The sequence below is a fragment of the Chryseobacterium sp. Mn2064 genome (assembly GCF_049319685.1).
Taxonomy (GTDB): Bacteria; Bacteroidota; Bacteroidia; order Flavobacteriales; family Weeksellaceae; genus Chryseobacterium.
This window is the reverse complement of sequence record NZ_JBMOUE010000001.1, coordinates 76,900-96,664: the sequence shown is the minus strand read 5'-3', so window position 1 is coordinate 96,664 and position 19,765 is coordinate 76,900. Positions and strand designations below refer to the sequence as shown.

The window sequence follows — 19,765 nt, the reverse complement described above, 5'->3', positions numbered from 1 at the left end:
CTATCAGTTTCATGAAATATTAAATAATTATCATTATTCATTCAAACCTGTTCATTATTTATTAAAATAAAAACCTGTTTTTTTAAATATTTTGCATTGAAAAATCCTCTTCTTTTTGTATTATTGTCTCAAAAAATGAAAATAATATTTTAACCTGGTAAAAAGTAGACTTTTTCATTATAAAAAATCTCAAAATAATTGCAAAAATATAGGCTGATCCCTATATTTGCCCTACTTCACAAAATACCATGCTGTAGGCAAAAAAGTTAAGGACCTTTCCTTACCACAGATAAATAAATGTTTATGATTAATAAAGAAGTACAACCGCAAAGCAGGAATTACACGGTTCCGTTGATTACCATCACCCTGCTGTTTTTTATGTGGGGTTTCATTACCTGTATGAATGACATCCTGATTCCCTATCTGAAACAACTTTTCAATCTTACCTTTTTCGAATCCATGCTGGTACAGTTCTGTTTCTTCGGAGCGTACTTTATCGGATCGCTGATTTATTTCATGATCTCCATCACCAAAGGAGATCCTATCAATAAATTAGGATATAAAAAAGGAATCCTGTTTGGAATATTTCTGGCTGCTTTTGGCTGTGTTTTATTTTATCCGGCAGCTACTTTTTCATACTATCCTTTGTTTTTGGGTGCTTTATTCATTTTAGGATTAGGTTTCACCGTATTACAGATTACAGCCAATGCCTATGTTTCTTTATTGGGTAGTGAGGATTCTGCTTCAAGCCGTCTGAATATGACCCAGGCATTCAATGCATTCGGAACTACAATTGCTCCAGTACTGGGTGGGCATCTTATTTTTGAGTTTTTCTCATCTCCGGACGGTTCATTCAGTGCAGTAGCAACCCGTATACCTTACCTGATCTTCGCAGGAATTCTTTTATTGGTAGCATTACTGATTTCCCGAGTAAAACTTCCGTCTTTCCAAACGGGAGGAGAAGAAGAAATTGTAAAAGGCTGGGGAGCTCTTGAATTTAGCCATCTGAAATTTGGAGTTTTTGCCATGTTCTGTTATGTAGGAGGTGAAGTTGCCGTAGGAAGTTTCATCATCAGCTTTTTGGAGCAACCGCAGATTATGGGCTTTAATGAAATTATCAGTAAAAACTATCTTTCACTCTATTGGGGAGGTGCTATGATTGGACGTTTTCTTGGGGCTATTTCTCTAAACCAGTCATTAAGTCAGGAAAAGAAAGCGCTTTACATGCTCGGTGCAGCAGGGGCTGTTTTCCTTGTTATTTTCAGCATTGTAAACCTTAGTTTTTCACAGGTCAGCTTTTTCCTTGCATTTATTGTGCTTAATTTTATTGCCTTTTTTGTGGGTAAATCGGCTCCTGCAAGAACATTATCCATCTTTGCGGCCATCAATGTTATATTACTTATTTCAGCGATGGTAAATCATGGTGAATTAGCGATGTACAGTATTTTGGGAATCGGAATTTTCAATTCTATCATGTTCTCCAATATTTATACGCTGGCCATCTCAGGGCTTGGAAAATATACCAGCCAGGGATCGTCTTTGGTGGTAATGGCAATTTTAGGAGGCGCAATTGTTCCTATATTCCAGGGATATCTGGCGGATCAGTTTGGAGTGCAGCATTCCTTTATCATCCCTGTATTCTGCTATCTTATTATTCTGATTTTCGGAGCGTATTGTACCAAATATCTTGGACATGTAGAAAATACAGAAAACAAATCAGGACACTAAAATCAATTCTATAAAAATATAAAAAGCGGAGTATCTCAAAGTATTCCGCTTTATTTTTTATATTTTCATGATGTAACTTTTTGTCATAAAAAGGAACTTATCGTAGATATTAACACAATGATTATGAAATTACAATTAAAACTCGAATACGCCGCATTCCTCTTATTAGGAATATATGCTTTTGCTCAAACAGAATACTCCTGGTGGTGGTTTGCCTTATTATTCTTTGCTCCGGATGTTTCCATGTTGGGCTATACAGTGAATACAAAAACAGGTGCATTTCTTTATAATCTTTTTCACCATTTGGGAGTAGCAATCATTGTTTATCTTGCGGGAGTATATCTATCCCTTCCCTATTTACAGCTGACTGGTACCATCCTATTTTCTCATTCTGCCTTTGACAGGATTTTGGGTTACGGATTGAAATACCCCGATAGTTTTCAGAACACCCATTTAGGGAAGATTGGAAAAAACAAGGAATAATTCGATTATCCCCACCAGAATTGGTTCAAATAATAATATTCATTTTGATATTCTATAACAAAACAATCATCATAGAAGGTTTTATAAGAAAAAATACGGGTAATATCATAAACAAATAAAGAGTCTATTAAAAAAAACAAGGTACTTGAAAAGTTTTTAGAGTGCACTTCATTATCATGAGTGTCATGTAAAGCCTTTTCAATAAAGTTTGTTAGTAGATTCTTATAATCCTTCCTATCAAGTTCATTAAGACTATCGTTAATTTTAAGTTCAATTTCCGACATAGCTTTCCCTTTATACAACTCAAAACTTTCAAAATAGTTTCCGCCTTTAAATTTTCTTTCCATATAAGGATTTACCGCCATCAGGAAACCTTCGATAAGATTCATTTTATAGTTTTCATTCAACACTCTTTCTTTATAAGGATCCGGAATTTCATAATCATATTTTTCAAAATACCTAACAAGCTTACCTGCTACCCAAAGAGATCTTGTACTTATAAATTGTCCTGGTTGTAAGGGTAATAACTTTATTATAAATTCATTGATATAAAATTCTCTTCCATAGCCAAGATCATTCCTCTGTATCATATCAGACATATCAGAATCTGTTTCCTCTACCTGGTTTTCATTGACTGTTATCTCATGCAGATTTTCATTAAAAAGGGTATAACTGTAATATCCCTGAAGAGTTTTTTCTTTAATAATAACTCTATGTTCATCTTTAAAAAAATGAGAAAGAGCGGCTTGCTTCTTGTTCTTAAAACGTATTTTCATTGTATTACTTTTTACTGGAATTATAATTCCTATTTTGATACTGCAAAGTAAAAAACAAAATACGCAATCATGATGCGCACAAATAAAATATTGAAAATTTTCTCGTTAAGGACAAAATAGTAAGTTCGTTAATTCTTAAAAACAAAAAAGCAACCTCTTTCGAAGTTGCTTTTATTTTGAAAATCTTTATAGATTATTTTCTTAAACCTAATTCAGCAATAATTGCTCTATATCTTGCGATATCTTTGTTTTTAAGGTAATCTAGTAAACTTTTTCTCTTACCTACCAATTTCACTAGAGATCTCTCTGTGTTGAAATCATGACGGTTAGCCTTTAAGTGCTGAGATAAGTGATTGATTCTGAAAGTGAAAAGAGCGATTTGTCCTTCAGCACTTCCTGTGTCTTGTGCAGATTTCCCGTGTTTTGAGAAAATTTCCTGCTTTTTTTCTGTTGTTAAGTACATTCCAATATTGTTTAATGATTATTATGTAACGGGTGCAAAGTTACGACTATTTTTTGATTCTGCAAACATTATTGATTTCATAAATCAAATTTGATAGAAAAAAATGTTAAAAAATTCTTAATAAATTTTACGAAATACAACGAAAAGGCAGTAATTTTGCATTCGAATTACAAATGAAAAAAATTATATTCTTTACAGCAGTTATTAGTTTTTTCTTTATCGGTTTTACTTCAGTTAAAGCCCAGAGAAATGCTGATGATAAAATAAAAAAAGTACTGTACTTCAATCCTGAGGTAGAGCCAGATATTGAGGAGATAAAAGACCCTACTAATAATGCTTTTTTTGACGCAGTTTCCGACAATTTTAGTGGAAAAAGAAACAAAATGCTCAGAGCAGAAGTTCAGATTCCGTACGATAGTATCGATAAGCAGACCATCATGGATTACTGTGTAAATAATGATGCTGACTTCGCCATAGTTTCCAAAGTGAGATATTTTAAAGTAGGTTTCGGGAAATACGTTTTCTCTAATCAGGTTGTTGTAAGCATGAAACTTTTTGGTGCTGACGGAACCTTGGTAACGGAATCGGATCATGATACCTATCGTAAAAATATGCGTCTGTTAGGTTCTACCGTAAATTCCGTTAAAATTGGTACTGAAGGAGCTATTAAAGGAATTATCAAGAAACTGAGAAAGCTAAAACCAACGGAAGCCGAACTTTAGTTTCCAATATAAAGTTCTATTTTATCTATTTCTATTGACTGCCTAATGACGCTTCATTAGACTATTTTCCTATCTTTCAATTTTCACAAAACACAAAAATCCAACACAAACACCACAATAACAACTAATTAATGGTTAATTATTCTCACCAACCAATGAATAATTATAAAATTTTCATTACTTTAGTGTTACATTAAAACCTAAATCATATGAAAAATCTTAAGAAACTCAACAGACAAGAGCAGAAAGAAATTAAAGGAAACGGTATTATCAAAGGATGTACAGAGCATTTTGAATGTCCGGGTGGATCATGCTGCCGCAACAGATGTGTTTTATATCCATGCCCTTTAGAATAACATCTGAGAAAAAATGATATACAGACACCTGCTTCCAACAGGTGTTTTTTTATTTAAACCTCACACAATAAACTGATTAACAATTAAATATTTTCACCAAGTAATGAATAATTTAAAAAAAATGACTATTTTAGTTTTGCATTAAAATCTAAAACATATGAAAAATCTAAAAAAAATCAGTAGAAAAGCTGCCAAAGAGATCAATGGTGGAGCCGGACCTATCCGTTGCAGTGAAACGAAGCCCTGCTTTATCGGAATTTGCTGTAGAGGTACATGTATGGAAAATGCCTGTTTTGAAGAATAGTACTCTTCTATGTGTTAACTATCAAAATTAATTTCATGAAAAATTCTAATCTAAAAAGACTGAACAGACAGGAACAAAAGGCCATTAAAGGCAGCGGTCCTATCAAAAAATGCAGTTCAAGCGCACAATGCGATCCTGGTGAATGCTGCGAAGGAGGAATGTGTTTACTCTCTCCTATTTTACAATGTGAACCTATTTTTGAATAATATAGGCATTATAATTTTTTAAAATTTAATTTTTGAACATCCGCTTCGGTGGGTGTTTTTTTATGAGCTGAAAAAAGTATTACACTTTAATTAATCCTTAATTTTCCCAGTTTATTGGCCAGTCTTAAAAATTTGAATTATTTTTGCATATCCAAAAAATTTCACGTTTTGAATTCTAGAGACGAACTTATCTTCAACCCTGCCGATATTGCCGAAACTCTCAGCGAACTTCATGCTGACGAGAGGCTTCTCGCGTTCCTGAAGGTTCCGAAAGAATACAAAGCGGAAGTTTTCTCTCACCTTGACCCTGATTTCCAGGAAGATACCATCAGAAGTATCGGAAGCGATGAAGTTTCCGAAATTTTGAATGCCATGACTCCGGATGACAGAACAGCCCTTTTTGAGGACTTCCCGGATGAGCTGATCAAATATTCTATTAATCATCTTAACCCTCAGGAAAGAAGGATTGCCTTGAAACTTCTAGGTTATAATTCTGATTCTATTGCCCGTCTGATGACGCCCTATTACATCCAAATCCGTAAAGAATGGACCGTAAAAAGATGTCTTCAGCAGATCAAAAAGGTAGGAAAAAGGGTGGAAACAATGAACTACCTCTATGTAGTGGATGAAAGAAACCGCCTGATTGATGACCTTGCTATCGGAACTTTGCTTCTGGAAGAGGAAGACACTCTGGTTTCTGACATTACAGACAATCATTTTGTTGCCATTACTACAACTACTTCCAAGGAAGATGCTGTTACTTATTTTGAAAAGTATGACCGTGGAGCTCTTCCCATCATCACAGAAGCGGGTGTTTTGGTAGGTATTGTAACGATTGACGACATTCTGGATCAGATTGAACAACAGAATACGGAAGATATTCAGAAATTTGGGGGATTGGAAGCATTAGATCTTCCTTATACCCAGACTTCATGGACAGAAATGATCAAAAAAAGAGCGACATGGCTTATCATTCTTTTCGTATCTGAAATGCTGACCGCTTCAGCCATGGGATATTTCGACAAAGAAATTGAAAAAGCAGTTGTACTTGCCTTATTTGTTCCATTGATTATTTCCAGTGGTGGAAATTCAGGATCGCAGGCTGCTACTCTTATCATTCGTGCGATGGCCCTTCAGGAAATCAATCTGAAAGACTGGTGGTATGTCATGAAAAAAGAAATAATCTCCGGATTATGTCTGGGAGCTATTTTAGGAGCCATTGGTTTTATCAGGATCATGCTATGGCAAAAGATTGGCTTTTTCAATTATGGTGAGTATTGGGTATATGTAGGGCTGAGCGTATCTATTTCCTTGATTGCCATTGTACTGTGGGGAACTTTATCAGGATCTATGATTCCGTTTGTATTAAAGAAATTAAAACTCGACCCTGCAACTTCTTCCGCTCCTTTTGTAGCAACATTGGTGGATGTAACAGGTCTTATCATCTATTTTACCGTAGCCGGACTTTTCTTAACCGGAAAACTTTTGTAATTTTAGGCATCATCTAACATGCCAATATGAAAATTGTTTCACTTGTACCCTCCATTACAGAGGCTTTATTCGACTTGGGACTGACCGAAAATGAAGTGATCGGACGGACAAAATTTTGTATTCATCCTCAGGATAAAGTAAAAAATGTAACTGTAATAGGAGGTACAAAAAATATTAATATAGAAAAAATCAAAGCTTTACAACCGGGTCTTATTCTTGCCAATAAAGAAGAAAACATCAAAGAGCAGGTTGAAGCTTTAATGAAAGATTATAAAGTAATGGTTACCAACGTTGAAACCATTGAAGATAATTATTATCTTCTTAAAAACCTTGGAAATCTTCTCGGCAAGGAAGAAAGAGCACAACTTTTCAATCTTAAAATTTACGAAATCCTCAATCAGACTAAGATTGAAAACAATATAAAAGTTGCATATCTTATCTGGAATAATCCTTACATGACTATTGGCGCGGATACATTTATTCATAGGATTTTATCAGAAATAGGATTTGAAAATATCTTTAAAAACAAAACCCGCTACCCTACTATCACTACAGAAGATCTTTCGGAAGCAGATGTGATTATGCTTTCCTCAGAACCTTTTCCTTTTAAAGAAAAACATATTGCGGAACTGAAAACCGTTTATCCTGAAAAAAAGATCATGATTGTGGATGGTGAAGCTTTTTCCTGGTACGGAACCCATATTGCAAAATGTGGAAACTATTTTAAAGAAATGCTTGCTGAAGTTCTTATGGTACAACAAAGCTGATTTTTATATTGATAGATAATATTGAGTAAAAGAATTTATTTTATCGAACTTAATATCTCTCTTTTTGCATACTTTTTGGTGCATGTGCTGTAATTTAAATTACTATTTAGCCCATGTCTGGAACAGTTATATTATCTGAAGGAGCGGAATTCGATCATGTTGTACAGGAAGTTTCAAAATATATTCACCTTTATGTAATGCCTTTTGAAAAGGACGAGAGAAGTTTTACCCGCATCGAGAGACGGGAAAATATGTATGGCGGAAACGGTACTGTATATATGATACAGATGTTTGATCAATCGGAATTGGCCAATAATCGTCTTGCAGCCTATATGGTTTTACTCAATAAAGGTGATGAATCCGGATTTCATACTCACTTCCAAAGAAATGAACAGGAATTGTATGTCGTTGTTCACGGAACCGGAGAATATCGGGAAAGAACCGGCTTAGAAGGGACAATACGTACAAAAACTCTTCAAAAAGGAGATATTACCTCCATTCATTCTGTAGGATATCATTCTATAGAAAATACTGGAAATGAACCTTTAATCATGTTTGTGATCACGACTAACAATCCTCATTGATAAACAATAATTATAAACATAAAAAAACCTCCAACTTTCAAAGGCTGGAGGTTTTTTATATCTTTTAGACTGTGTTACAAAATTTTAGAAACTTCTTTACAAAGCCATTCCAATAACTCTCTGTCTTCATCCGTAAAAGGATCTATGGTGTGAGAATCAATATCAATCTGGCCAATGTTTTGTCCGTCTTTAAATATAGGTACTACAATTTCTGCTTTTGTATCGATAGAACAGCTTAAATAGTTGCTTTCTTCGTGTACATCCGGCACAACAAATGTCTCATTGGAAACGGCAACCTGTCCGCAAATTCCCTTTCCGTAAGGAATAATGGTATGATCTGTAGGGGCTCCTACGTAAGGGCCTAAGATCAGTTCTTCTTTGTCGCCATTCTTGAAATAAAAACCTGTCCAGTTGAAATAAGAAATTTCCTGATCCAGCAGGTGGCAAACTTTTTCAAGTTTTTCGTTGGTATTATGTTTAGGACTTTCAAGAATTGAGGAAAGTCTTTTCTTTAATTCTGACATTGTATTTATTATTTTAAGAGAATTGTTTTAGGGAAAGTTCTTCTTTATAGCCAAACATTCCGCGCTCTTTGATCATTTCTGCAACACCTTCCGGAACCTGAGTTTCCCAACCTTTGGTACAGCAGGCAATTTTTCTCAAAATCTCTCTTGAGTAAATTTCTAAAAACTCCGGATTATAATTGGTAATATCTACAATACGATTATTACGTTTGAAATATTTATAGAGTTCTTTCAGGTTTTCTTCCACCTTCAGATTTGAAGAATCCAATAACTGATGCGTTTCTGGATCTTTATATGGGTAAAGATACACTCTCATTCCGTTTCTGAAAAACTTACCGAATGCTTCCAGAATTCCTCCGGACATATCTTTATAATATTTTTCGTCAAATACCATCAATAGGTTATTCACTCCCATAGCTACACCGATATCTCCACTGGTGTAAGACGCAAAATAGTCAATCAGTCTATAATATTCTGAGAAGTTTGAAATGATAACCGTATATCCCAGTTTACCAAGAATATCTACTCTATCCAGAAAATCACGTTCATCAATATCACCGTCTGCTCTAAGATTGGAAATGGTAATTTCAATAAGAACTTCTGTTTCTTCATGGGTACAGATTGCGTCCTTGAAAAACATATCCATCCCGTTTTGAAGCATATCAATGTTGACTTTCGTTACTGGTCTGAAACTTCCTCTTATCGCGAAGATGTTTTTCTTATACAGAACATCAGCAGGAAGCATATTGCTCCCTTGAGAGTTGAAAATAACAGCGTCTGTCATTCCATTTTTCACGAGCTGCAAAGACATCAGTCTGTTGTCTACATAGGCAAAAGCAGGTCCGCTAAAATCAATCATATCAATTTCCAGGTTGTCTTTTGCGATGTCATCATACAAAGATTCAACAAGTGTTCGTGGATTATCAAAGTAATTAAAAGCCCCAAAAATAAGGTTGACACCGAGATTACCTAATGTTTCCTGCTGTAAAGTAGCATCATTTTCTTTGAACTTTACGTGGATAACGATCTCGTTGTAGTCTTCGTTTTCTTTGGTCTGAAAACGAATTCCTACCCAGCCATGGCCTTTAACTGTTTTGTCGAAATTAATTGTTGTTACGGTGTTCGCATAAGAGAAGAACTTTCTGTCAGGATTGTTGTCTCTGGAGATTCTTTCTTCAATCAATGCGACTTCATAACGGAGCATTTTGCGAAGTCTGTTTTGGGTTACATACCTGTTTTTGACTTCTTTTCCGTAGATGGCATCACTAAAATCTTTGTCGTAAGCCGACATTGCCTTAGCAATTGTACCGGAAGCTCCCCCTGCTCTAAAAAAGTGACGAACAGTCTCCTGCCCGGCTCCAATTTCTGCGAAAGTACCATAAATAGTAGGATCTAGATTAATTGTTAATGCTTTTTGCTTAGGAGTTAGTTTCTGATACATTAGGACGTGAAATTTTTTGTAAATTTACCAAAATTAAACCAACCTCAAAACAAAATGAAGTTGAAATTTTTAGGAACTGGTACTTCTCAAGGTGTACCCGTTATAGGCTGTACATGTGAAGTCTGTACTTCCCCAAATCCCAAAGACAAACGTTTACGTTCTTCCGTGATGGTAACTACGGAGGAAAATAAAAAAATATTGATCGACTGCGGCCCCGATTTCCGACAACAAATGCTCACCAACCATGAGCAAAACGTGGATATTGCCCTGATTACTCATGAGCATAACGATCATGTTATTGGATTGGATGATATGCGCCCACTGATTTTCAAAAGTGGAAAGGATGTTCCGTTGTACTGTTATTCAAGGGTAGCACATGAGATCAAAAACCGTTTTCCTTATGCTTTTGCCGATGTAAGATATCCTGGGGCTCCAGCTTTTGAGCTTCACGAAATTGAAAACAAACCGTTTCATGTTCTGAATACGGAAATTACTCCAATTGAAGTCATTCACTATAAAATCAGTGTTTTTGGGTACAAATTCAAAAAACTGGCTTACATTACGGATGCCGGCTTTATTTCAGAAACAGAAAAGGAAAAACTGAAAGATCTGGATGTTTTGATATTAAACTGTATCAGAAAATTTGATCCGCATCCTGCTCATTTTATCCTTCCCGATGTGATTAAACTGTTTGAAGAGCTAAAACCTAAAAAATTATTTTTAACTCACATCAGTCACCATTTAGGAGTGCATGACATTGAAGATAAACAACTTCCGGTCGGAATGCATCTTGCCTACGACGGACTGGAAATTATTTTTTAAAAAAAATCTTGAAAAAGCTTTTGAACATTGAAAAAAGTTCCTATATTTGCACACCAATTTGAAACAAACAACAAGTTTGAATCAACATCAAGCCCAGGTGGCGGAATTGGTAGACGCGCTGGTCTCAAACACCAGTTCTTAGGAGTACCGGTTCGATCCCGGTCCTGGGTACAAAAAACCTCTGAAATCATTCGATTTTCAGAGGTTTTTGCTTTTACAACCGATTATCTACTGAATTTTAACATAGCATAAGCTTTTTTTCAATTGCTCCTCAACATATCTTATATAATCATATTCTGTTAATCCTATATCATATTTTTCCCATGGAGACATTAGGCCTTTATTTTTTTGAATAAAAGAATTAATTAACTCCAATATTTCTTTTCTATTAAATTCTTCTCCTATATAATTTTCAAGTCTTTCAAATTCTTCATGGTTAACAATTACATTATACAGAGATGATAATTGCTGCTTAAAATTGTTTTCACCAAAGAGAATTATTGAATTTTCTAATTCGGAAACTGAAGTTTTGTTTAAAATAAAAATTGGAGTATGTATTGAGTAAGGTTCTCCCCAATCAAACTTCTTCTCTTCAATTTTACAATGGGGTATGGTTTCTATATCAATATAATCCTTCATTATTTAGTAAATTTTGTTTTCATTGTTTGTTTAAACTTTTATACAAGCTTGAATAAAGAGTTTGTCATTTTTATACCATCTACAAATCTCTCATATTTTTTTCATAGCTATCAATTTTTGTGTAAATATAAACTTGTTTAAGCTTTTGAAAGTAAAAGTTTTAAAACAATACACTTCTTTATATTCTGTTATAGAGATTGTTGAAGCCTATCTTTATTAAAAAAGCCATGCAGATCTCCACCTGAATTCTCTTCTTGTAACCCTGAAATTATTAAAATTTTCTTCTTGAAAAAACATAATATTTATTTAATCCCTACTTAATCATTCACTTTTTACCAAAAATCACGTATTTATACGTGATTACAGAAGAAAAAATTGAAATATTTTTGTACAACCAATTTACAGTATATCATTGATCTATTTTGTTTTACTAAAAAATAAAGAACATAAATACATCCGTGATCTGTAAAAAAACTAATAAACCAAAAACTAATAAACGGAGGCATGAAAATTAAACAATTTTATCCCCTGATCGTCTTATGTACGACGGTCTCTATGGCCTATTCTCAGATAGGAATTAACACCCCCAACCCACAGGCGACTTTGGATGTTGTGGCAAGTATGAACCCTAACATGACTGATGGTATTTTGCCTCCTCGAATTTCTAAACAGCAATTGGCTGAAAAAGAATCGGGAACTTATGGAAGCGATCAGGCAGGAGCAATTGTTTATATTACAGACATTACTGCACCATCCGGAACAATACCGAGCGCAGCACGTGTTGGCAGTATCCACCATACAGGATATCATTATTTTACAGGGTTGCAATGGGTGCCTTTTTCAGTAAATCTTTACAATTCTGATGGTACTCTTTCAGAAAACAGAGTGGTAACACAAGATGCCAATACTTTAGCATTTACTTCTACGTCTGTGAATGGCTTTTCTGTTGACGGAACTACATTTTCCGTAGATGCTTTTAACCACAGAATTGGATTGGGAACAAGTTCACCAGAAACCAGATTTCATGTAGTTTCTACAACTCCGGTATCGAACAGATACAATCTTATTGATGCAACAACCGGAGCTAGTCAATATGGAATTATGGCCTTAAGAAATACTTCCGCTCTGGCTTCAGGAAACTATTCTTTGCTTGGGTTCACCAATAATGGGCCATCTGCCTCTGGTGCCAACTGGGTACTGGGATCTATTCGTACTGGAACTACATTAACGAATGGTACAGAAGAAGATTTCTATATTGGAAACTCAATTGGGGGAAGTTTAATTGAAAGAGTAAGAATTAACCCTATAACGGGAAATGTAGGGATAGGAACATCCTCTCCTACGAACAGACTTCACGTAAATGCTAATAACCCTATAAGATTGGAAGGACTACAACCCTCTTCTGGCTCTACAGGAACTTTAACTGTAAACAATAAAGGTATTGTTCAACTACAAAACACATCTAGCATAAGTGCAGCCAGAGGTACTGGTACTGCAATCATATCGTCTAACAATACGTTTACCAATACACTTGTTTCCACAAAAAATTTCGACAATCTGAATGAATTGACAGGAAATACTTTTATACCTACCTCAACAGGTTTATATAAGATTGATTTTACAATCAATTACCCTCAAAGAGGTGCAATTGAAGATGATGGAGATGGATATTTAGGATATTCACAAATCAGTTTAAACGGAGTTCAACAATCATATACAAGTGCTAAAGTAACTCTACCGGAAACACTGGGCGCTCCTTCTTTCATTACATGTACAAATTCAGCTTTACTCAAGATAAGTGCTGGTGAAGTACTTTCTTTCCAGGCGCTTTCATTTGGATCAACGGCTGATTCTACCAATATTCTAGCTCCTTTTACAATTAGTATAACTCGAATAGATTAATTCATTATTTGAATTGAAAATAAAACAGGTAAAAGTTCCCATTTACCTTCAGAGACGACATTCTATTAACACAAATAAAGGACATTTACGATTCAGTAAATGTCTTTTTTATTACAACAAATTCTTATAATAATTTTTGTAAGTGGGAATATTGTTGATGTTTTTGGCTGTAATTATGTTTTATTACTCTATCAATCGTTTCTTATACTGTGGTGCTAAAAATTTTTCAATTTCTTTATAAGTGAAATAAACAGAATATTCTGGGTAACCATTATTAGTTCTATTTTTCTCATCATAAAAAATGAAGTTTATACCTTTTATCTTTCCTGATTTAGCTGTACCTATTTTATAGTGATTAAGATTGTCTATTGGAAAAGATATATTATTCTCTATTTTTAGCTTTTTATACAATTTTTGCAGAAGTATCTTTTTATTAGTAAATAAATTTTCTCCAATCTCAATGTCATTCGTTTCGTCAAAGAAATAATAGATTGTGTCTTCCCAAGGAGATCCATAAGACTGGATATGTACAGATATATTTAATAAGCCACTTTTATTCAGAAAAATAGTATACTTTTCAAATCCGAATTGACTGTCTCGCAGAGAATTTGTTGAAATTAATCTTTTTAAAGTATCTCTCTTTGCATTCAATCTTTTCTCCGGACTGTCAAAGAAAGTACCGTTAAAAATATCATAACTCTTTTGAAGTTTATGATAAATTCCAGGAGTTTTTCTTGCTATTTTCAATTCCTGTAACTCAAAACATTCTTTAGAAACACATACTGAATCTTTTAATATAGAAACATTTTGAGCGTATGAAAATAAGCTAAACAGAAAAATAAATAATATGTTACAAAAGGTTTTTATCATTTCCCTTTTCTACTTTTAAAATTAAAAAACGGCTCATAGAAATATATTATTTAGAAGATTTTATTTTAGATATATTATCAGAAGTTAGCATAAATACTTTCGTTGGAAAGCTTTTAAAAGAAACCTGTTTAATTTCATATTGAGTTTCTTTACCTAATCCTACTTGAAATGATGAAACCTTTTCTTCATAAATGTGTTTGTTACTATCAATCAGAATTTCATTATCGGTTACGAGTCTGCTTTCAACATTGGTATGTTTGGTGTATTTAAAGATTCCTTTATTGGAAAAAGTTAATTTTTTTTCCATTTCTTTATCTCCTTCAGTAGATTCTTTTAGAACATATTTTAGGATCCCTGACTTATCATATACGAATTTCACATTCCATTTATCTAAATAATCCGTTGCCTGAGTTCTGTATGATTCCATAACTGCTTTAAGTATTTTAAAATCGTTATATTTATATTTTTCATAGGACAGGATGTACTTTAAATCTTCCAGATCATATACTGTCAGATAATCTTCCAGAAAATCAATCAGATCAGGAATATTTAAAAGATCACCAATACTCTTATGTAAATAGATATAATAGGAATCATTTAGGTAAAATATATCTTTATCTCCAACTGAAATTGATTTTTCTTTGTCATTGAAATTTAATTTAAGTTGGGTAGTGTAGCTTCCATGTTCATATTTCAATATAAGGTTGCTTTGAGATCTTGCCAATGTACATATTTGTGGAGACTTTTTTGCTAATATCTGAGAATCAGTAAATTTATAAAAAGCTACACTATCTTTTTTAGGACTTGATATGTAAATCAGATGGTTTGTACTAATCTTATCGCTCTTATCAACCCTTTTTTCATCAACATATTCTCCTTTATCAATAATTTTGTTAACAATATAAGTAATTGTATAGGGCCTGGATGGTTGTTGCGCATGTATATTTATGTGAAACAAACCTAAAATTAATAATATGTATGCTAATTTTTTCATTAATGGAAATAAAAGTAATCTCAGCCTATTTCCTACAATAATTTATAATAATGGTGCTCTAAGAAAATCTATATAATATTTCCTATTTTATTCTTTCTCCAATATACTTCGGAATTTTATTCAGTTCTTTCTTTTGGCTCTTCATTAGAGTAAGATATTTACTATAATTCTCTTTAGCAGATTCTTTATCACCAAGTGCCCAATAACTATCTGCCAAATTTAAGTAGGCTACCATTCTAGCAGGAAATTTGTCAATGATCTGTTTTAAAAGTTCAATACCAATTGGGTAATTGCCATTTTCAGTAAGGGTGTAGGCAATATTATTATAATCATCTAAATCAGCCCTAGATAACGTAAATTTTGTTCTAAAATCAGACAATGTTGATTTATTAAAGCTCTTTGCTAATAATGGATAATTAGATACATCTGCATATAGTTTTTTAATATCTTTATATGGCTTGATTATTCCTATATTATCAAAAAATGTTAATGATTTAAATCCTTTTGAATCTATCTCAAGCATATCAGAATCGACCGTTTTTAACGGAAGATTAATGCTTTTAGTTAAGATTTTAAAATTTTGATCCTCACATTCCTGACAAGGATTATAAAAATTAACATTTTTTATACACCATTCTTTTTTATAAAAGATATTAATTGTAGCATATAATACCTTATCTCCACTATAATATACAGCAATTTCATAAGGATTTATATATTCAATCTTTGTATTCATGAGTGCAGTGATTTCCGGCAATTCAATGCTACTTGAAGTTTTATTACCAAAATTAACTGTTAAAAGACCTTTTTCTAATACAACCATATCTTCAAGATTATCACGATCTAAGTCATAATAATTATGTTGAGCTAAAGCAAAATCCGCAAAGAATAAGGAGATAATTAATAATACTTTCAGTCTTTTATTTTTTGATTTTATCACGATTAATACATTTTGTGTTAAACATAAATACATTATTTTTCAATTCGTTATAATAAGTATTTCTTTCAGTCATTCCATTTCCTCCTCCATTTACAAATTTTGAAATTATACTAAGATACTTATCTCCATAATCGGAAACCTCATTTAAATTTTTATGTAATATTTCTTTATACTTTTCTTTATTAGCTTTTGTACTATACTCTACAGTTTTATAGATATCCCAGAACCAGCCGGCTGAATCAATTGCAAAAAATAAATTATTGGCCAATAATCCCGCTCCATCTACATCCACTAAATCAACAACTTTCTCTTTTATTTTTTTCTTTTTCTTGTCTAAAACAGGTTTCCCTTCTTTGTCAACCTTAGTTTTAGTATAAATATATTTTTCTTGATATTGTTTCTTTCTATCAAATAATTCATCTATTTTTTTTCCTTGTACTAATTGAGGTTTTTTTAAAATGACATAGCTAAAATATTCTTTTTGTTGATCTCTCCATGTTAATTGCATCGCACCTCTTCCCTTGTATCTTGGTCCATCTCCAACAACAGTATGCCCATGTTGCTTAGATTCTGGATGATTTCCAGGATCATATCCAACACCACTAGCATACTCAAGGGTAGTCCCGAGTCTTGCTGTTTCATGATAACATTGTGCAAAAAAATGTATTTTCCTTATACATGTAGTGATATGATAGGTTTTAAACATGGCATTTATTTCATCTAATAGCCTTTCATATGTGGTATCAGACTCTGGTAAAGGGCAATTTTCATCAGAAAATATTGCAGTAGATTTTTTCTTTTCAGATGCTCTAAGTTGTTTTACAATCAGCTTTAATTCATCTATTGTTAAATTTCTATCACAAAAACACTTTTTATCGTCTTTTTGTTCTGGCACCGGAGCTCCCTTAGTGTCAACACTTTCTGGAGCATTTACCTGTCCGGAGGTTACAAATTCTATTTTGCCGGTTTCGGGGGGAATATTTCCTGGCATTTTGCCGATTCCTGGTAAAGTAGATTTCTTTAGCAATACATAATTGTCCTGTACTTTTGCTGTTCCAAAATCTTGCCATTGTGTGAGGGTAATCATTTGAAAACCATCATTAAAAATAAAATTGGGAATTTGCTTTTCTACAATCGTTCCTGTCAGTTTATCTTGGGTAGTAGGAACATCAGTCAATACTTTAAACGTTCCCATGTGAGCATTGAATTTTATTTTCGCTCCATCTATAGCCAGCAGCAAACCTTCTTCTGTTTTATCTTTTTCCTCATTTTCGGCGCGCTTCTCTTCCATTTTTTGGTTATTGGCAGCCTTTACCTCATCAGGAGTCTCAGGGTTCTGATTTTGGTTTTCCGGAGAAGGATTTTCTTTATCGTTATTTAACCTATCCATAATAATGAATGTTTTAAATGGGTATTATCTTTTATAATTTCCGTAAAGCCTTCTTCATGATGCCCTTCTTTAAATACAAATAATCCTCTGAAATGTTCCACATGTGTAGAATCCAGATTTTCAGGGGAGATGGTTAACGTTACTGTATTACCATTTTTTACGGGATGGGTAATTTCTGTAAACCCTTCAGGAGTGATTCTTTTTTTCTGTTCATCGAATGATTGTAATAATCCATTGAAAAGCAGTCCAAACATATGATCTTTACTCAGAAAATCAATAAGTTTGTTTTCATCTTCCAGTAAACTGCTGATCTGACTGAAATATTGATTTATCGCATCACCTTCATGATTCTCCGAAAGTTTTGTGACTGTTGCCACCCATCTCAAACGAAGAGCATTAAGGTTATCAATTTTAACTATATTTCCGTGTTTGTCAATGGATACTTCCAGCTCATCAAATAAATAACTGATTTGTTTTAATAACTTTCCCATCGAGTTATCATCATTGGAGAAATTGAAATCTACCACGAGAACATGATATTTAAAATATTCTTTCTCATTTCCCAGATGATACACTTCTGCTGTTCTCACATAACTTTTGGCTGATGAATAAGAAGTTCCAGGGTTAGAAATAACCACGGTCTCCAACCTGTATGTTTTGCAGAAGTTTTTAAGAGGATGTTCCAATATTAGTTTTATTTATCTTTTAAAATTCCATTCTTCTTCGGTCATCAGTTGGTGAATACGCAAGAGTATCCAACAGGGTATTGATTTTTGCTGACCGGTGCAGATATCTGTTTTTAAGCTTTCTGAGCAGATAATCTGACTTGTATGCAGTAACAACCACTTCTTCCAATTGTACAGCCGCAACGGGATTTTCGACAGGGGTTTCTACCGGCACTTCTGCATTGCTTTCTTCCACTGCTTCCGGTTCTTCATTTTCGTGCTTAAAGTTTCCTTTAAGGGTCCAGTTTTCATTGTTGTCGATAATATGTATCTTCATGTATGCTTTTACTTCATCCAAAAAGGGATCATTCAATGCATAATCTTCCATTATTTTTGAATAGTAGAGATAATTGTTGTCTTCATTAAGATAGGGCAACGCGTAATCACACATAAAATGAAGCGGTATAAAGCTATAGCCTCTATACAGATACCGTGTTCCTGTAAGTACATACTTCCAATGAGCTTCCACGGCTAATTGTTCATTTTTAAACCATCCCTGTTCTATTAATTCATTTCTGAAACTTTCCAGTGAGCTTGAGAAATAGGCCTTTTCAAGCCATACATATTCTCTTTCTGTTACTCCTTCTGCCGGATCCGGAGTATAACCGCTTTCACTGATTTCTGCTGCAGACATTACATCATGGTTATAACTTCCTCCAACATCACTGTGCACGCCAGGAAAATTTCTTTCGATTCCTGATTTAAGATCTACAGGAAGGAATCTCGTCAGGGAGAAGTTCTTACGATGTTCATCAGCAGCTGTAAAATGAACCGCTTTTCTTGGAGCGCCCAATTCATGGAGATGAAGTTCACCTACCTTTTTTTGAAAACTCGGCAGGAGAAGACAGGTTGGATCATAGGATGCAACAGTATCATAAACTCCTATAAATCGGGTATGAATTGTCATAGAATCTACCAATTCCCGATCCAGTCCAGCCTGTAGAAGAGCCGTACCCAAATGCCCAAATTTAGGTAGTAAGCCCTCTTTCACCCACGATTTTTCAATAGCCATAAACTCACTCGTCTCATGATCTACTTCTATTTTCATTGCACCCTGAACCGGTGGATAGTAAGATTTTGGCGCATAGGCTCCCATCTGTAAATTATAGGCAAAGTTTCTGGCGGCTGCCGCTCCCCTGCTAAATCCGAAGATATCAACGGTGAGAACTATTGACTTGAGTTTTTTCTTACTTTTCCCTTCATCATTCGCTTTCTTCACGGCTTTGGCTAATGCTGTACATCCATTTCTTACTTTTCCTATAACGCCTGTTTTTCCACGGCCGTATTTAAAACCACCGCCTTCATCATCCGCTTTGTCTATCGTAGCAATTCCTTCTACATAAATAGAGTAAGCATTTCTTTGGGTGCACATATATTTTCTCGCAACATTGGTGAAATCGTTGCCGAAACTATTATCGTCTTTTGCATATTTTTCAAAAATCCTCCTTTCTTCTTCAGAGGCCGAAATATTGCGAAATTCTCCTTTTCCCTGAACCTTTTTGCGGATTTCTGTATTTTTGAGATTGTTTCGGGTTCCATCGAAAAACACTCCAAAACAAATATGAAGTTCTTCCGGAGGTGGAGGTTGGGGATTTCCTGTATTATAAACAAATGTTTTACTCATAATTCAATCATTAA

At 34.0% G+C, this 19,765-nt stretch carries 22 protein-coding genes and 1 tRNA gene; 12 read left to right on the top strand and 11 right to left on the bottom strand.

All coding sequences use genetic code 11. The features are described from left to right. Window positions 1-303 precede the first annotated feature (303 nt). Both ACL9RH_RS00470 and ACL9RH_RS00465 read left to right on the top strand, forming a co-directional pair. The gene (locus ACL9RH_RS00470; protein WP_422691359.1) at window positions 304-1,728 is read left to right on the top strand and encodes a sugar MFS transporter; all 1,425 of its coding nucleotides are present in this window, start codon (window positions 304-306) and stop codon (window positions 1,726-1,728) included. Between the two features lie 123 nt (window positions 1,729-1,851). Beyond that, window positions 1,852-2,211 carry a DUF4260 domain-containing protein gene (locus ACL9RH_RS00465; RefSeq protein WP_422691358.1) on the top strand — a complete coding sequence of 120 codons (360 nt, stop codon included), beginning with the start codon at window positions 1,852-1,854 and terminating at the stop codon, window positions 2,209-2,211. Between the two features lie 5 nt (window positions 2,212-2,216). Here the strand turns inward: ACL9RH_RS00465 and ACL9RH_RS00460 are convergent, their stop codons facing one another. Together ACL9RH_RS00460 and rpsO are read right to left on the bottom strand one after the other, a co-directional pair. After that, complete coding sequence (locus tag ACL9RH_RS00460) at window positions 2,217-2,987, bottom strand: hypothetical protein (protein ID WP_422691357.1); 771 nt, start codon at window positions 2,985-2,987, stop codon at window positions 2,217-2,219. 193 nt (window positions 2,988-3,180) lie between these two features. Continuing rightward, the gene (rpsO, locus tag ACL9RH_RS00455) at window positions 3,181-3,450 is read right to left on the bottom strand and encodes a 30S ribosomal protein S15 (RefSeq protein ID WP_048509788.1); all 270 of its coding nucleotides are present in this window, start codon (window positions 3,448-3,450) and stop codon (window positions 3,181-3,183) included. Between the two features lie 173 nt (window positions 3,451-3,623). Between rpsO and ACL9RH_RS00450 the strand changes: the two genes are divergently transcribed. The 7 genes from ACL9RH_RS00450 to ACL9RH_RS00420 all read left to right on the top strand — a co-directional run bounded on the left by ACL9RH_RS00450 (window position 3,624) and on the right by ACL9RH_RS00420 (window position 7,880). Next, window positions 3,624-4,172 (top strand): pyruvate decarboxylase, encoded by a 549-nt coding sequence (locus ACL9RH_RS00450; RefSeq protein WP_422691356.1) that lies wholly within the window; start codon window positions 3,624-3,626, stop codon window positions 4,170-4,172. A gap of 209 nt (window positions 4,173-4,381) precedes the next feature. After that, the gene (locus ACL9RH_RS00445) at window positions 4,382-4,528 is read left to right on the top strand and encodes a bacteriocin-like protein (protein ID WP_422691355.1); all 147 of its coding nucleotides are present in this window, start codon (window positions 4,382-4,384) and stop codon (window positions 4,526-4,528) included. A 157-nt stretch (window positions 4,529-4,685) separates the two neighbouring features. After that, window positions 4,686-4,832, top strand: coding sequence for a bacteriocin-like protein (locus ACL9RH_RS00440; RefSeq protein WP_422691354.1), 147 nt, complete (start codon window positions 4,686-4,688; stop codon window positions 4,830-4,832). 35 nt (window positions 4,833-4,867) lie between these two features. Beyond that, window positions 4,868-5,038: a hypothetical protein gene (locus tag ACL9RH_RS00435; RefSeq protein ID WP_422691353.1), complete on the top strand. Its 171-nt coding sequence runs from the start codon at window positions 4,868-4,870 to the stop codon at window positions 5,036-5,038. 168 nt (window positions 5,039-5,206) lie between these two features. Beyond that, window positions 5,207-6,529 carry a magnesium transporter gene (gene mgtE, locus ACL9RH_RS00430; RefSeq protein WP_422691352.1) on the top strand — a complete coding sequence of 441 codons (1,323 nt, stop codon included), beginning with the start codon at window positions 5,207-5,209 and terminating at the stop codon, window positions 6,527-6,529. Window positions 6,530-6,555: 26 nt separating this feature from the next. After that, window positions 6,556-7,296, top strand: coding sequence for an ABC transporter substrate-binding protein (locus ACL9RH_RS00425; protein ID WP_422691351.1), 741 nt, complete (start codon window positions 6,556-6,558; stop codon window positions 7,294-7,296). Window positions 7,297-7,409: 113 nt separating this feature from the next. After that, window positions 7,410-7,880 (top strand): cupin domain-containing protein, encoded by a 471-nt coding sequence (locus tag ACL9RH_RS00420; protein ID WP_422691350.1) that lies wholly within the window; start codon window positions 7,410-7,412, stop codon window positions 7,878-7,880. Window positions 7,881-7,954: 74 nt separating this feature from the next. On the opposite strand, the gene ACL9RH_RS00415 is transcribed toward ACL9RH_RS00420, so the two are convergent. Both ACL9RH_RS00415 and ACL9RH_RS00410 read right to left on the bottom strand, forming a co-directional pair. Next, complete coding sequence (locus ACL9RH_RS00415; RefSeq protein ID WP_422691349.1) at window positions 7,955-8,404, bottom strand: GAF domain-containing protein; 450 nt, start codon at window positions 8,402-8,404, stop codon at window positions 7,955-7,957. A gap of 13 nt (window positions 8,405-8,417) precedes the next feature. Continuing rightward, window positions 8,418-9,845, bottom strand: a complete 1,428-nt coding sequence (locus ACL9RH_RS00410; RefSeq protein ID WP_422691348.1) for a TonB-dependent receptor — start codon at window positions 9,843-9,845, stop codon at window positions 8,418-8,420. Window positions 9,846-9,899: 54 nt separating this feature from the next. Between ACL9RH_RS00410 and ACL9RH_RS00405 the strand changes: the two genes are divergently transcribed. Further along, on the top strand, window positions 9,900-10,667 hold the full coding sequence (locus ACL9RH_RS00405) for an MBL fold metallo-hydrolase (protein ID WP_422691347.1): 768 nt from the start codon (window positions 9,900-9,902) through the stop codon (window positions 10,665-10,667). A 91-nt stretch (window positions 10,668-10,758) separates the two neighbouring features. After that, a tRNA-Leu gene (locus ACL9RH_RS00400) sits at window positions 10,759-10,838 on the top strand. A 57-nt stretch (window positions 10,839-10,895) separates the two neighbouring features. Here the strand turns inward: ACL9RH_RS00400 and ACL9RH_RS00395 are convergent. Next, window positions 10,896-11,306, bottom strand: a complete 411-nt coding sequence (locus tag ACL9RH_RS00395; protein ID WP_422691346.1) for a hypothetical protein — start codon at window positions 11,304-11,306, stop codon at window positions 10,896-10,898. Window positions 11,307-11,810: 504 nt separating this feature from the next. On the opposite strand from ACL9RH_RS00395, the gene ACL9RH_RS00390 reads away from it, so the two are divergent. Beyond that, on the top strand, window positions 11,811-13,208 hold the full coding sequence (locus tag ACL9RH_RS00390) for a hypothetical protein (RefSeq protein WP_422691345.1): 1,398 nt from the start codon (window positions 11,811-11,813) through the stop codon (window positions 13,206-13,208). Window positions 13,209-13,391: 183 nt separating this feature from the next. Here ACL9RH_RS00390 and ACL9RH_RS00385 read toward each other — a convergent pair whose 3' ends face one another. The 6 genes from ACL9RH_RS00385 to ACL9RH_RS00360 form a co-directional block, all read right to left on the bottom strand. Next, window positions 13,392-14,078 (bottom strand): hypothetical protein, encoded by a 687-nt coding sequence (locus tag ACL9RH_RS00385; RefSeq protein ID WP_422691344.1) that lies wholly within the window; start codon window positions 14,076-14,078, stop codon window positions 13,392-13,394. A gap of 46 nt (window positions 14,079-14,124) precedes the next feature. Beyond that, the gene (locus ACL9RH_RS00380) at window positions 14,125-15,072 is read right to left on the bottom strand and encodes a hypothetical protein (RefSeq protein ID WP_422691342.1); all 948 of its coding nucleotides are present in this window, start codon (window positions 15,070-15,072) and stop codon (window positions 14,125-14,127) included. An 82-nt stretch (window positions 15,073-15,154) separates the two neighbouring features. Beyond that, window positions 15,155-16,012, bottom strand: a complete 858-nt coding sequence (locus ACL9RH_RS00375) for a tetratricopeptide repeat protein (protein WP_422691341.1) — start codon at window positions 16,010-16,012, stop codon at window positions 15,155-15,157. After that, window positions 15,993-17,402 (bottom strand): hypothetical protein, encoded by a 1,410-nt coding sequence (locus ACL9RH_RS00370; protein WP_422691340.1) that lies wholly within the window; start codon window positions 17,400-17,402, stop codon window positions 15,993-15,995. The genes ACL9RH_RS00375 and ACL9RH_RS00370 overlap by 20 nt, the downstream gene beginning before the upstream one ends. Continuing rightward, window positions 17,390-18,088: a hypothetical protein gene (locus tag ACL9RH_RS00365; protein WP_422691339.1), complete on the bottom strand. Its 699-nt coding sequence runs from the start codon at window positions 18,086-18,088 to the stop codon at window positions 17,390-17,392. The genes ACL9RH_RS00370 and ACL9RH_RS00365 overlap by 13 nt, the downstream gene beginning before the upstream one ends. Window positions 18,089-18,107: 19 nt before the next feature. Beyond that, window positions 18,108-19,751, bottom strand: a complete 1,644-nt coding sequence (locus tag ACL9RH_RS00360) for a phospholipase effector Tle1 domain-containing protein (RefSeq protein WP_422691338.1) — start codon at window positions 19,749-19,751, stop codon at window positions 18,108-18,110. Window positions 19,752-19,765: the final 14 nt, after the last annotated feature.